The organism is Quadrisphaera setariae (assembly GCF_008041935.1).
GTDB classification, from domain to species: domain Bacteria; phylum Actinomycetota; class Actinomycetes; order Actinomycetales; family Quadrisphaeraceae; genus Quadrisphaera; species Quadrisphaera setariae.
This window is the reverse complement of record NZ_VKAC01000002.1, coordinates 386,994-400,108: the sequence shown is the minus strand read 5'-3', so window position 1 is coordinate 400,108 and position 13,115 is coordinate 386,994. Positions and strand designations below refer to the sequence as shown.

Here is a 13,115-nt window from a genome sequence, read left to right as displayed (position 1 = left end):
GACGTCGGAAACCCGCTGGCGCCGCGCAGCGAGCGCCGCCCACCCTGGTGCGCGTGAGCGCCGATGCCGCCGTCGTCTTCATGCTCGGCTACCCCGGCACGGGCACGCGGACCGTCGGCGGGCACGTCGCCGCGCAGCTCGGCGGAGTGCTCGTCGACAACGCCCTCATCAACCGGCCGGTGCTCGAGGTGCTCCAGTGGGACGGCGTCGCTCCCCTGCCGGAGGGCGTCTGGGACCGCGTCGTCCCCATCCGCGACGCCGTGCTCGGAGCCGTCGAGGACCTTGCGCCGCCGTCCACGAGCTTCGTGTTCACCAACGTCCTCGAGGACGAGCCCAGCGCCGCGCCGGCCTACGAGCGCATCCGCTCGCTCGCCCACCGCCGCGGCTCGCTGTTCCTGGCCGTGATGATCGAGTGCGATGTCGACGCTCAGGTCAGCCGCATCGACACCCCCGACCGGATCGCCCTGCGCAAGGGCTCCGACCCCGAGGGCTACCGAGGGCACCGCCTCACCACGAGGCTCTTCCAGCCTCCGGCGGGGGACCTCCTCACGATCGACACCACGACGACGACGCCCGCGGACAACGCCGCCCGCATCGTCAGCGAGCTCCGCAACCGCGGCCTGCGGGACCGGCGGAGCGGCCGCTGACCTCAGCGGCGAACCCGCCGCCTCGTGCAGAGCGCGACGACGACCACCGCCGCCGCGCCCGCGAGCAGCAGCGCACGCGACCGCGACCACGTGGCACCGCGGCGCGCCTCCCCGGGGGCGACGCGTTCGTCGTCGTCCCCGTCCTGCCCGCCGTCGGAGGGCAGCAGGGTGACGGTGCCGGCGTCGCCGTCCACGGTGACCAGCGCGCCGTCGGTCAGGCGCTGCGTGGCCACGCCCGTGCCGAGCACGGCGGGGATGCCGTACTCCCGCGCCACGATCGAGCTGTGCGAGAGCGGCCCTCCCACGTCGGTGACGACGGCGGAGGCCAGTCCGAACAGCGACGTCCACGCGGGCGTCGTCATCCGCGCCACGAGCACGTCGCCGGGCTGGAGCCGCGCGGAGTCCTCCGGACCGCTGAGCACGCGCGCCACCGCCGTGACGCGTCCGCCGCTCGCCCCGACGCCGCGGACCACCGGCCCGGTCTGCGCCTCGTCGCCGCCCGGCATCGCCCGCACCAGCGACCGCCGCAGCCACGCTGGGGGTTGCGGCAGCAGCTGCGGCGGCGTGGCGAGCCGCTGGCCGCGCCAGACCTCCTTGCGCGCCGCGACGCGGTCGCCCAGCGGTGTGCGGTCGCCCGCACCAGCGGCCTCGAGCTCGGCGAGCCGCAGCCAGAAGACGTCCTCGACGTCGTCGAGCACCCCGGCGGCCTCGAGCCGCCGGCCCGACGCGCGCAGGAAGCGCCGGATGGTCGGCCAGGCCAGGCCGATGTCGGCGAGCGCGTCCTCGCGCGCGGCGCCCGCCTCCTGGGCGGTCCGCAGCATCCGCACGAGCACCTCACGGCGCAGCGGGTCGAGCCGTCCCAGCACGGCCGCCGTCGCCGCCTCCCGGTGCTCGGCTGCCCGCCGCTGGCGCTCGTGGGGGTCGGCGCCGTGGCCCTGGAGGTACTGGCGCAGGGCGGCGAGCAGCGGCTCGGGGTGGTCGGCGGGCACCGGGACTGCGACGTCGAGGCTGTAGAGCACGTGACCGTGCCGGCGCAGGTGGTCGTGGAGCAGCTGCTGCCAGGCCGGGTCGTCCGGGACCCGTCCCGCGCGCAGGGCCACCGCGACCGCCGGGTGCCGGTGCGCCCACTCCGCGAGGTCCCACAGCGACTGCTCCGCGCGGATCGGGGCGCTGTCCAGCCCGAGCAGCAGGTCGAGCGACGGCGGGTCGCCGTCGCGCCGGACCAGCCGGTCGTAGACGGCGCGGAACACCGCCTCGGACAGCACCGCCGCGGGCACCACCGACTGCACGGCCGTGTAGTACGTGGTGCCCGCCTCGAGCAGCGCGGCCGCAGCGGCCAGCAGCTCCGCGTGCGTCATCTCGTCCTCGCGGCGGGCCGCCCAGGCCGCCACCTGCGCGGCGTAGAGCGGGTGGCCGCGCTCGCGCCAGCCGCGCACCCCGGTGTGCGCCTCCCCGCGCGCCAGCCACACGAGGGCCCGCGGCGTCGCGGCCAGCATCCGCGCGAAGGCCCCGTTGGCGAAGAAGTAGTAGGCGTAGCCGTTCACCGTCAGGAAGCGGATGTCGTCGTCGAAGGGGCTGCCGCCGAGGGCCTGGTCGACCAGCGCCCGCAGCGACCGCGGCACGGCCACCCCGGCGAGGTCGGCGAACAGGGGCGTCAGCGGGTCGGGCAGCTGCTCGACGATGCTCGCCCGCCAGTACGTGCCCCCGCGGACCGGCACGGCCCAGTCGGTGGGCACGTCCCCCGTCGGCGCGGGCAGCGCCGTGATCGGGCGGGCCTGCAGCAGCACGAGCGCCCCAGCGGTGTCGCGCGCCCACTCGACGTCGACCGGGACGCCGACGTGCTCCTGCACCCGCCGGCCCAGCTCGGCCAGGGCCAGCGCCTCGGCGTCGGTCAGCACGGCGCGGTGGCGCAGGTGGTCGGGCACGGGGTCCTCGGTCGTCCCGCCGTCCCCGGAGCCGCGGGCGCGCGTGAGGACCTGCTTGTCCGCCGTCGTCCTGCTCACCACCGCTCTGCGGGCGGTGTCGACGACGACGACGTCAGTGCTCACCGTCCCCGACACCACGGCCTCGCCCAGCCCCCACGCCGCGCTGATGACCGCGCGGTGGCGCTGGCCGGTGCTCGGGTCCGCGGTGAAGAGGACGCCGGCGGCGTCGGCGCCGACCATGTGCTGCACCAGCACCGCGAGCGCGAGACGCCCGCTCTGCTGGTGGTGGGCGCGGTAGTCGATGGCGCGGGAGGTCCACAGCGACGCCCAGCAGTCGCGGACGGCCGCGAGCAGCGCCTCCTCCGTGCGGACGTCGAGGTAGGTGTCCTGCTGACCCGCGGAGCTGGCAGCGGCGAGGTCCTCCGAGGTCGCCGAGGAGCGCACGGCGACCGGTGGCGAGCCCAGGTCGCGCCAGGCGCCCACGACGGCGTAGGCCAGGTCGGCGGGAACGGGCGCGGTGGTGAAGAGGGCGCGGACGTCGTCGGAGGCTGCTGGACCGCGCGCTGCGACGAGCCGGCTGATCTGCGCCTCGATGCCCGCTCCGGCCACGAGCTCCTCGTAGGCGTCGGTCAGCACCACGAAGCCGGGCGGCACGGGGAAGCCCGCCGCGAGCAGGTCGCCGAGCGTGGCCGCCTTGCCACCAGCAGCGGCGGTGTCGACGCCCGTGCGACGCAGGTCGCGCAGCGGCACCACCCGGGCCGCCGCCGCTGCTGCTGCCGAGCGCGCCGACGAGGAGGACCCGTTCACGGGAACCGGTCTACTCCTGCGGTGGCGCCTCGACGAGTCCCCCCGGACGGACCGCGTGCTGCGGCAGCCGGCGCCCCACGAGCGGGATGACCGCGGCGCCCAGCGCTGCGGCCGCACCGACCACCAGCCACGGCAGCCACAGGCCGACCGCCATCGCCGAGACCAGCAGCGGCGCGAGCAGCCCCGCCGCCGTGAAGGCGTACTGGAACGCCGCCAGGTGCCGCCCGCGGGAGGCCTGCGGGGCCGCGGCCTCCGCGAGCGCGTTGACGCGCGAGCCGAACAGCAGGCTCCCGCCGGCCAGCAGCACCATCGACGCCAGCACCCACGGGCCCACCCAGCTGGCGGGCAGCCAGATCGACACTGCGGAGAGAGCCGCCCAGGCCGTCAGGCAGGAGCCGCCGAGGGCCATGGAGGTGGTGCGCGGCCAGTGCCCGGTGAGGCGGACCACCGTGACCGTGAGCAGCGACGTGGCGGTGAGCGCGGTGATGCCGGCGCCGGCCGCCCACTCCGAGCCGGGGGCGAGCTCGCGCAGGTACACGGCCATGCCCACCAGCAGGAAGTCGCTGGGCAGTGCCAGCAGGGCGGTCACCGCGATGAGCGCGAGGTAGGGCCGGTTGGTCAGCACCGAGGGCGGTGTCCGCGAGACCGGAGCGCTGTCGGACAGGGCTCCGGTCTCCGGCCCCGCTCCCGGCTGGGCGTCGTCGGTGGCGGCGGTCGTGGCGGCGGTCGTGGCGGCGGCCGTGGCGGCAGCGTGGTGACGGACCGGGTGCACGAACGCCAGCAGGAGCCCCGCGCAGAGCACGAACGAGGCGGCGTCCAGCGCGAGCGCCCCGCGCAGCACGGGCGCGTCGGCCCCGTCGAACCGCGAGAGGAGCACCGCGGCGACGAGCGCCCCGACCCCGAACGCCGTCGACCTCACCACCTCCACCCCCGCGAAGGTCCGGTCCTTGGGCCCCTCGGGCGCGACGTCGGCGATGAGGGCGAAGACCGAGGAGTAGAAGGTCTGCGTCCCTGCGGCCACGAGCGCGGCGGCCAGCAGCACGGCGCCGGGGCCGTCGGCCAGCAGGTACACCAGCACGCCCGCGGCCTGCAGGGCCTGGCTGGCGACGACGACGACCTTCGGCCCGACGCGGTCCACGAGGCCTCCGGCCAGAGGTGGCGCGAGCAGCCCCACCACCGTGCCGGCGGTGACGAGCAGGCCGGCTGTGCCCAGCGGCACACCGACGACGGTGGTGGTGTAGACGAGCACCAGTGGCAGCACCAGCCCCGAGCCGAGGTTGTCGACCCCGAGCGCCACGAGCAGCGCCCGCCGGCTCCGCGCCGCGCGTCGGGCGGCTGCGGTGGTCGAGGGTGCGGCGGCGTCGCTCACCTCAGCGACGCTACGGACCACCCCAGCCGGTCAAGCGCCCTTCGAGCAGACCTCCACAACTCCCGCACGATCATGCACGTCCGCGCCTCGTCCCGGCGCGGTGTCGCGACGCCGCGGGGGACGTGGGACGAGGGGTGTCAGGCAGCGGCGGCAGGACGAGCCGCGAGGGTGGCGAAGAGCTGGTCCGTCTTCGAGGCGACCAGCGCCATCTCGAGGCCGGCCCCCGTCGTCGTCGTCAGCGGCACCAGGCGCGTGCCCGGCTTCACCCCGAGCACGTCCTTGAAACCGGCCTCCCGCTCACCGGCGAGGTCGACGTCGGCGATGGTCACCGTCACCGGTCGCCCCGGCAGGAACCGCAGTCCGACGAGGCAGGGGCGCAGCGTGAGCTGGCCGGGCTCGACCACGAGGCGGCCGAAGCGCCACCGTCGCGTGACACCGGGCGCCTCGCCCGACACCAGGCGCAGCCCGCCGTCGAGGGCCCACCGCTCCGCGCCAGCCGTGCCTCGGCGCCGACCCGCCTGGTTCATGCGGTAGCGGAAGACCCAGACGGAGATGCAGAAGGCCGGCAGTCCGACCAGGACCAGCACGAAGAAGAGGGAATCGCTCACGCCGACCTCCGAAGACAGCGGCGCAGGAGATCCACACCGAGGCCCCCGGATCGTGGAGGGTGCGCCCGTGGCTCGACAAGGCTGGACGGCTGGAGTGCTCGCCCGTCCCGGCGCCGGGTGGTCCAGGCGGGTGAAGCGCGGCCGGTCGCGTCACCAGGCGACACCGTCGCAGGCAGGCGATCTGCTGGGCCCGGACCCCGTCACGGTGGCCCAGCTGGTGTCCGTGCCCGCCGCGTCGCGAGGTGTGAGCCACCCGTGGGAACTGCTGGCACGGTCACGCGCGGACGTCGAGGCCGTCGTCGTCAGCGCCCGAGGACCGGCTGCGCGCCGCCGCACCGACGTCGAAGCGCGTGACCGCCTCTCGCGAGTGGCGCCCGGCGGCGGTGCCGTCCACCGCCTGCTGGCCACCGGCGTCCGCCAGCTCCTGGCCAGCTGGTAGGCGGCGTACGCGTCGTGGAGAGCCAGAGAGGCGGGAGCTGCGACCTCGCGCCGAGCGCGCCCGTCGCGGTCGGCATCCGCAGGTTGGCCCTCCTCCGCTGGCACAGCGGAGACCGCCGCGCCCTGGCCGGGCACACCCGGGACGTCCGTCGGGCCCGGCCCGTCCCTCTTCCCGCCGCCGTGGTCGCCTGCGGGGTGGAGCGGGCGTCCGGGCCCGCCGGTCGCTGACACGGACGTGGTCGCCTCCGAGGGAGAGGGCGCGGAGGCAGGTGCGGCAGGATGCCGTGCCGAGGCCCCGCTCCCCCGCCCTCCGCCGACCCACCCGTGATCGAGGCAGCCCCATGACCAGCTCCCCCGTGCCGCCCGAGCTGGCGGACCTGCGCCGCAGCATCGACAACCTCGACGCGGCGCTCGTGCACACCCTCGCTGAGAGGTTCCGGTGCACCAAGGCCGTCGGTGAGCTCAAGGCGCGCCTGGAGCTGCCCGCGGCCGACCCCGCCCGCGAGAAGCGGCAGGTCGCCAGGCTGCGCGAGCTCGCCACCGAGTCGGGGCTCGACGCCGACTTCGCGGAGAAGTTCCTCACCCTGGTCATCGAGGAGGTCATCCACCACCACGAGCGGATCAGCCAGTCGGAGGGGCGAGCACCAGCTCCTCGCTGACCGCCCGCGACACGCAGGGCATGAACCCACCGGCGCACTCGTCGTCGTCGAGCACGAGGTCGCGGTGGTGGGCCCGTCCGGCCACGAGCCGCAGCCTGCACGTGCCGCAGGTCCCGGCCTCGCAGTCGCCGTCGACGGGCAGGCCAGCCCGTCGCAGCGCCGTCAGCGCCGACGTGCCCGCCGGCACCTCGACGCGCTCGCCCGTCGGCTGCCACACCGCGGTGAACGGGGCACCGCCGACGTCGTCGGCGGAGACCCCGGCGAAGTCCTCGGTGTGCACGCGGCTCGGGCGCCAGTGCACCGTGAGCGCGCGGACCTCCTCCAGCAGGGAGGTGGGGCCGCAGCAGTAGACGCGGGCGTCGTCGTCGGGCTCGGCCAGCCACGGCCAGAGGTCGAGCCGTCCGCGCTCGGCGCTGTGGTGCACCACCGCCCCCTGCTCGCGCAGCTCCTCCAGCCACGGCGTCAGCTCGGGGCTCCGCGTCAGGAACAGCACGGTCACCTCGGCGTCCCCGCGAGCGCGCAGCTCGGCCGCCATGGCCCGCACCGGGGTGATGCCGATGCCGCCGGCGATGAGCACGTAGCGGCGTGCGGGCAGCAGCGGGAAGGCGTTGCGGGGCGGTGCGACGTCCAGCTCGTCGCCCACGCGCACGTCGTCGTGCAGGCTCACCGACCCGCCGCGTCCACCCTCCTCGCGCAGCACCCCGATGACGTACCGCGTCGGCGCGGGACCTCCTGCCTCGGCGAGGCTGTAGCTGCGACGGTGCCCGTTCGGCGCGGTGACGGTGACGTGCGCCCCCGCCGCGTAGCCCGGCAGGGCCGAGCCGTCCGGTGCCACGAGGGTGAGCAGGACGACGACGGGGGTCAGCTCCTCGCGGGCTGCCACCCGCAGGCGCAGCGGGGCGCGGACGTCAGGCAGCGATCTCACCCACCTCGAGCGCGTCGCCGGGCTGCAGGTGCCCGCCGTCGAGGACCTCGGCGTAGACGCCCATGAAGGTGTGGCCGTAGTGGGTGGCGAGCAGCCTCGGCACCGGGAGGTCCCGGGCGCCCGTGCCGGGCCGCACCTCGGTGGCGGCGCACCTGTCGGTGACGGACGTGCCGCGCAGCCGCACGCCGCCCAGGGTGAACTCGCGCCCGACCAGGACCAGCTCCTCCCAGGGCGACAGGCCCGCGAGGTGGACGTTGCCGCGGAAGCGCAGCGGGTCGACGTCGGTCCCGGCGCGGCGGGCCAGGTCCCCGACGGAGGCCAGGTTGATGAGGGAGACGAACTCCATGGCCCGGTCGGAGTCGGGCGCCATGTCGGTGAAGCGGCGACCCTCCTCGCGGGCGACCACGGGGGCGACTCCGTCGGGCAGGTCGAGCACGCGGGCGAAGAAGGCGGCGGCGTCACCGCGGCCGGCGTCGGTGGTGAGGTCCGCACTGAGCACCCGGCGGCCGCGCACGGACGCGGCGAGCACGCCGCTCTCGCCGTCGAGGTGGGTCTCCAACCCGGCGAGGCGTGCCTGGTCGACCAGCACGTAGTAGTTCGTCTTGGCGATGCCGTGGCCCAGGCCGGGCTCGTAGGCGCCGTCGGGCCGGGCGAGCGCGAACAGCCTGTCGAAGGGGAACGCCCGCCGCGGCTTCAGCTCCACGCCGCTCAGCGGCTGCGGGCTGAGCCCCTTCACCGGGTAGACGAACAACCCGTCGACCCGTCCACCGCTGCCTCCGCTCACCCGGCCATCCTCTCCCTCCCCCCAGGCTGGCGACGCAGGGTCAGGTACAACCGGTGGCCGGTCACCACCACCGCCACCCACAGCGCTCCGAGCAGGTACGCGACGAGCACGTCGGTGAGCCAGTGGTGGCCCAGGTAGACCCGGCTGGCACCCACCACCAGAGCGATCGCCACCGCGGCCACCACCACGAGCACCCGTGCCCACCGCGCGGCGAGCTGGCGGAGCAGCACGTAGGCGACCACGCCCGCGAAGGCCGTCGCGTTGAGGGTGTGTCCGCTCGGGAAGGAGGGGCTGTGCTCGTACGGGGGCACGGCGTCCACCAGGGGCGGACGGCTCCGGCCCACCACCAGCTTCCCGACCACGGTGAGCGCCAACGACCCGAGCATCGCGGACACCACCAGGCCCAGCGGCGTCCAGCGGCGCCTCACGAGTGCGAAGACCACCGCCGTGACGGCGGCCACGACCGTCATGCCCACCACGCCGGCGACGTCGCTGACCACCTGGGCGGTGGTGGTGAGGTCGGCGGTGCGGTGCTCGACGGTGAGCTGCAGCACGGGGTGGTCGACCGCGTCGACGCCGTCCCCGTCCACCACCGCCCGGTAGAGCCCGGCGCCGAGGACGACGACGAGCCCGTCGAGCAGCAGCCCGACCCCCAGCACGAGCGCCCACAGCTGGTGCGGCGCCAGCCGGTGAGCGGCGTGCTGAGCGATCCCGAGGAGGAGCCGCCCGCCGGCGCTGGGCCAGAGCGTGAGGTCACGTCCACCGATGCTGTCGGTGGGACGGCCCTCGTCGAGCAGCGCGGCGGCGGCGCGGTCGGTGGGGGGTGGCGCGTCAGGGGTGCTCATGGTCCTCTTCCGGCGCCCCCGGTCCGAGGGACGCGGGTGTCAGCGGGGCGGGTCCGCGCGCCACCGTGTCACGGACCGCCACGGCTCGCAGGGCGACCACCGGCGCGCCGATCTTGCCTGAATATTCCCACCACGGGAATACTCCGACTGTGCCGTCACTGACCGAACCCGCGTTCTGGGTCCTCACCGCGCTCGCCGAGGGACCCCACCACGGCTACGCCGTGCTCAAGCGGGTCGGAGACCTCTCCGGCGGCGAGACCAGCCTCCGCGTGACCACGCTGTACGCCACCCTCGAACGCCTCGAGCAGCAGCAGCTCATCGGGGTCGTGTCCGAGGAGGTGGTCGACGGGCGCGCCCGTCGCACCTACGAGATCACCCCCGAGGGGCGCGGCCTGCTCACCGCCGAGGCCGAGCGCCTCCTCGCGAGGGCCCGCGCAGCCCAGCGCCAGCTGCAGCCGGGGCCGCAGCTCGGACGCGCCCTGGGCACCACCTCGTGACCTCGTCCCGCCGCCCGTACGAGCGGCTGCTGCGCTGGTACCCGCGCGACTGGCGCGAGACCCACGGCGAGGTCTTCCTCGCCCTGCTGCAGGACGACGACGACGCCGCCGGTCGCACCCGACCCTCTCGGGCCGACGCGTGGTCGGCCCGTGTGCACGGCACCGCCGAGCACCTCACGCCCACCGCCGGGTGGGTGCTGGCCACCGCCGGTGCCGCCGCCTCACTGGTCTCCCTGGTCCTCGTCTTCGCCCAGCTCGGCGGTGATGGCGGCGGTGAGCCGCCGTCGACGGGGTGGGAGGTGCTGACCACGCCCACCGCACTGGCCCAGCTGCTCGCGACCGCGGCAGCGCCGGCCCTCATCAGCCTCGCCGCCGTGGCCCTCCTGCGGAGCGTGCACCTCCTGGGAGACCACAGCGCCGTGCTCGCAGGCGCCAGCGCCGTTGCGGCCTGGTGCCTCGCGGCACTGACCTCGGCGTCGTGGGGCGTGGGCTTCGAACGGGCCGACGCGGGACTGGCCCAGACCGCCTTCGGGGACGCCACGTGGCCGCTGTTCCTGGCCGCCACCGCGGTGGGGACCGTCACGGCCGCTGCGGTGTGGGACGGCGTGCTGTCGGTGGTCCCGACCCTGCGCGACGCCCGGAGGCGCCGCGGCCCTCGCGTGCTGGCGCGGCGCGCGCTCGCCGTCGTGCTCGCCGCGCCGACCGCCCTGTTCCTGGGGCTCGGGGCGGTCGCGCCCGGGTCCGCGTTCGTGGCGGGCGCCGCCCTCGCCGCTGCCTGCCTGGTGCGACGGCGAGACCCAGCACCTCGTTCGGTGCAACCGGCGCCACCTCAGCCGCCGCTCCCCCGCCGTCGTCGTCCACCTCTCGTGGCCGACGGACGCCGAGCCGCCGCGGCCGGCCAGCTCGCGGTGGCGGCGCTGGTGGTCGGGTCGGCGGCCACCGCTCACGCCCTGGGGGGCTTCGTCTGGCAGGACGCCCTGCTCGACGCGGGGCTCCCGCTCGCCGGGATGCGGCCCATGAACCTCGGCCTGGCGGTGGGCAGCGGCGCGACGGCGCTCGTGGTGGTCGCGGTGGCGCTGCTGCTCGCCCGTCAGCGCAGCCGTGCGGCGCGGTGGGTGACCGCGGGCGTCGTCGTCGCCGTCCTGCTGAGAGGCGTCGACGCGCTCCGAGGGCCGGAGTCGGGGGCCGAGCTCCTGTTCGCCGGCGGGGCGCTGCTCGGGCTGGTGGGCGCTGTGGTGCTGGCGCGCGTGCTGCCGGGGCGACCGGCGCTGCGGTGGACGACCGCAGGTGCGCTCGGGGTGGGGGTCGGTGTGGGCGCCGGCACGGGTGCGCTGGCCGTGGGCCCGCTGCTGGCACCGCTCGGGGCGGCCGTCGTGCTCGGGGCTCTGTTCGTGTCGGCGGCCCGCGCGCGCCGGTCGGTCCAGAGTGCCGACACCGGGCCGGCGCCCTCCAGGAGGTCCGCTTCCGCCTGAGCTCGCCGGTCCCCTGAGCCACCCCGTGCCCCTGGTCGCGGGGGCCGCTCCCGTGCTGTGATCAGCCGTGCCTCGTGCCGCAGTCCGTCGCGGGCCCGTCCGCGCCGTCGTCGTCCTCGTGGCCCTCGCCGCCGTCACCGGGCTGGCGGGCTGCCGTTCCGGCGGCACGGTGGTGGACCGGGTGGTGGTGTGCGCCGGGCCGACCGAGCAGCACCCCTCAGGCTCGCCGGTGGTCATCAGCCTTCGCCAGGGCGGGCGCGAGGTGGCGAGCGCCAGCACCTCCTACGGCGCGCTGGTGGCCGTGCTCGTGCCGTCAGCACCGACCGCCGTGTTCGTGGACGAGGTGCCGAGCGGGCAGGTCTCCTTCGGGGGGCCGGACGCGTCGGCGGACCCCGCCGCGCTGCCGCCGCCCGGCGACGCAGCGGTAGCCGCGGCGCGGGCGACGGACCCCGCGACGGTCCACGGGTACATCGGCATCACCGGTGTCGGCTGCCCGCCGGCGTCTGACCTCGGGCTCGGCTGACACCACGAGCCCCGGGCTCCCCTGTCAGACGTGGACGACGGGCGCGTCAGCGCCGGAGACCCTCGTGCCCTTCGGCACGGCGACCGCTGCGGCGACCGCCGCCAGCACGAGCAGGCCCGCCCCGCCCCAGAACACCACGGCGTAGCCGTCCACGAGGCGCTCCGGGGCCCCGGTGGTCCCGGCGACCGCTACGTAGACGGTGGTGAGCACAGCCAGCCCCACCGAACCCCCGAGCTGGTTGGCCGCCGTGACCGCCGCTGAGGCGGCGCCGGAGTCGCGGGCGTCCACACCGAGCAGGGCCACGTTCTGCAGCGGCACGAGCGTGAGGCCCATGCCCACGCCGAAGACGAGCAGGCCGGGCAGAACCTGCGTCCAGTAGCTGCCGCCGACGCTGACCTGGGTGAGCAGCCCGACGCCGAGCGCGCCGACGAGGGGACCCACGACGAGCTGCCGGCGGGGGCCGAGCCGGTCGAGCATGCGGGCGGCCTGCGGGACGGTCGCGGAGATGGCGATGGTGATGGGCAGGGTGCCCAGGCCCGCCAGCAGCGGGCTGAGCTGGAGCACCACCTGCAGGTGGAAGGTGAGGTACAGCAGCGCGCCGACCATCACGGCCCCCACGAGCGCCTGGACGGTGAGGGCTCCTGCGCGCACCCGGTCGGTGACCACGCGCAGCGGCAGCAGCGGGTTGGTGCTGCGGTGCTCGACCAGGACGAACAGCGCCAGGAGCGCCGTCCCCGCGACCACCAGGACCACGGCGAGCGCGGTCCGGGAGGAGTCCTCGAACGCCGTCAGCCCGTAGACGAGCAGCCCGAAGCCGGCGGTGACGGTCACCGCGCCGGGGACGTCGTAGCGGCGCTCCCCCGCGGCGCGGCTCTCCTGCAGCAGCAGCGCTCCGGCCACGACCCCGGCGATGACGAACGGCACGTTGACCAGCAGGCACCACCGCCAGGACAGCAGGTCGGTGAGCACACCGCCGCCGACCAGGCCCACCGCGGCACCCGCTCCCGAGACGGCGCCGAAGACGGCGAAGGCGCGGGTGCGCTCGGGGCCGCTGGGGAAGGTGACGGTGAGGATGGCCAGCGCCGCGGGCGCCATGAGCGCGGCGAAGACGCCCTGCCCGGCGCGGGCGAGGACCAGCTCGACGCCGGTGCCGGCGAGGCCGCCCCACACCGAGGCCGCACCGAACCCGACGAGCCCCGCGAGGAAGGTGCGCTTGCGCCCGGCGTAGTCCGCGATGCGGCCGCCGAGCAGCAGCAGCGCGCCGAACGCGAGGGCGTACGCCGTCACCACCCACTGGCGCGCGGAGTCCGACAGGCCCAGGTCGGCCTGGGCGTGCGGCAGCGCCACCCCGACGATCGTGCCGTCGAGGACCACGAGCAGCTGGGTGACGGAGGTGATGACGAGCACCCACGTCGCGTGGCCGCGGGCGGGGCCCCGACGGCCGCCCGCGGGCGGCGCGGGGTGAGCGGGAGGTTCGACCCGAGGGTCGGCGGAGGTGGGCACAGCGGCGCTCCTTCGAAGATCGAGGGTGCCGTCGGCGGGGTTTCCAGCCCGGACCGCCCCGGAGGGCGACCACTCCGGCACGACGCGGCCGGACGATCAACGGAGGGGGTGCG

At 76.0% G+C, this 13,115-nt stretch carries 12 protein-coding genes; 5 read left to right on the top strand and 7 right to left on the bottom strand.

The window, feature by feature from the left end; all coding sequences use genetic code 11:
* Nucleotides 1-53 precede the first annotated feature (53 nt).
* The gene (locus FMM08_RS05085) at nucleotides 54-647 is read left to right on the top strand and encodes a hypothetical protein (RefSeq protein ID WP_147925232.1); all 594 of its coding nucleotides are present in this window, start codon (nucleotides 54-56) and stop codon (nucleotides 645-647) included.
* A 2-nt stretch (nucleotides 648-649) separates the two neighbouring features.
* Here FMM08_RS05085 and FMM08_RS05080 read toward each other — a convergent pair whose 3' ends face one another.
* The 3 genes from FMM08_RS05080 to FMM08_RS05070 form a co-directional block, all read right to left on the bottom strand.
* Complete coding sequence (locus FMM08_RS05080) at nucleotides 650-3,379, bottom strand: PEP/pyruvate-binding domain-containing protein (protein WP_222710414.1); 2,730 nt, start codon at nucleotides 3,377-3,379, stop codon at nucleotides 650-652.
* A gap of 10 nt (nucleotides 3,380-3,389) precedes the next feature.
* On the bottom strand, nucleotides 3,390-4,748 hold the full coding sequence (locus FMM08_RS05075) for an MFS transporter (RefSeq protein ID WP_187279546.1): 1,359 nt from the start codon (nucleotides 4,746-4,748) through the stop codon (nucleotides 3,390-3,392).
* A gap of 137 nt (nucleotides 4,749-4,885) precedes the next feature.
* On the bottom strand, nucleotides 4,886-5,356 hold the full coding sequence (locus FMM08_RS05070; RefSeq protein WP_147925230.1) for a hypothetical protein: 471 nt from the start codon (nucleotides 5,354-5,356) through the stop codon (nucleotides 4,886-4,888).
* Nucleotides 5,357-6,135: 779 nt separating this feature from the next.
* Between FMM08_RS05070 and FMM08_RS05065 the strand changes: the two genes are divergently transcribed.
* Nucleotides 6,136-6,453: a chorismate mutase gene (locus tag FMM08_RS05065; RefSeq protein WP_147925229.1), complete on the top strand. Its 318-nt coding sequence runs from the start codon at nucleotides 6,136-6,138 to the stop codon at nucleotides 6,451-6,453.
* On the opposite strand, the gene FMM08_RS05060 is transcribed toward FMM08_RS05065, so the two are convergent.
* Genes FMM08_RS05060 through FMM08_RS05050 form a run of 3 tightly spaced genes read right to left on the bottom strand, consistent with a single transcriptional unit; the run spans nucleotide 6,416 to nucleotide 9,007 of the window.
* Nucleotides 6,416-7,378: a PDR/VanB family oxidoreductase gene (locus FMM08_RS05060; protein ID WP_147925228.1), complete on the bottom strand. Its 963-nt coding sequence runs from the start codon at nucleotides 7,376-7,378 to the stop codon at nucleotides 6,416-6,418. The two genes, FMM08_RS05065 and FMM08_RS05060, sit on opposite strands and share 38 nt — an antisense overlap.
* Complete coding sequence (locus FMM08_RS05055) at nucleotides 7,362-8,162, bottom strand: MOSC domain-containing protein (RefSeq protein WP_187279545.1); 801 nt, start codon at nucleotides 8,160-8,162, stop codon at nucleotides 7,362-7,364. Before FMM08_RS05055 ends, FMM08_RS05060 begins: the two co-directional genes overlap by 17 nt.
* Nucleotides 8,159-9,007 (bottom strand): phosphatase PAP2 family protein, encoded by an 849-nt coding sequence (locus FMM08_RS05050; RefSeq protein WP_147925226.1) that lies wholly within the window; start codon nucleotides 9,005-9,007, stop codon nucleotides 8,159-8,161. The genes FMM08_RS05055 and FMM08_RS05050 overlap by 4 nt, the downstream gene beginning before the upstream one ends.
* A gap of 149 nt (nucleotides 9,008-9,156) precedes the next feature.
* Here FMM08_RS05050 and FMM08_RS05045 point away from each other — a divergent pair, with 149 nt between their 5' ends.
* The 3 genes from FMM08_RS05045 (at nucleotide 9,157) to FMM08_RS05035 (ending at nucleotide 11,499) form a co-directional block, all read left to right on the top strand.
* Entirely contained in the window at nucleotides 9,157-9,504 is a 348-nt protein-coding gene (locus FMM08_RS05045) for a PadR family transcriptional regulator (protein WP_222710413.1), read from the top strand.
* A complete protein-coding gene (locus tag FMM08_RS05040; protein ID WP_147925225.1) occupies nucleotides 9,501-10,976 on the top strand; it encodes a hypothetical protein in 1,476 nt (491 codons plus the stop codon). The genes FMM08_RS05045 and FMM08_RS05040 overlap by 4 nt, the downstream gene beginning before the upstream one ends.
* 67 nt (nucleotides 10,977-11,043) lie before the next feature.
* Nucleotides 11,044-11,499 carry a hypothetical protein gene (locus FMM08_RS05035; RefSeq protein WP_147925224.1) on the top strand — a complete coding sequence of 152 codons (456 nt, stop codon included), beginning with the start codon at nucleotides 11,044-11,046 and terminating at the stop codon, nucleotides 11,497-11,499.
* Nucleotides 11,500-11,523: 24 nt separating this feature from the next.
* On the opposite strand, the gene FMM08_RS05030 is transcribed toward FMM08_RS05035, so the two are convergent.
* The gene (locus FMM08_RS05030) at nucleotides 11,524-13,002 is read right to left on the bottom strand and encodes an MFS transporter (protein ID WP_147925223.1); all 1,479 of its coding nucleotides are present in this window, start codon (nucleotides 13,000-13,002) and stop codon (nucleotides 11,524-11,526) included.
* Nucleotides 13,003-13,115: the final 113 nt, after the last annotated feature.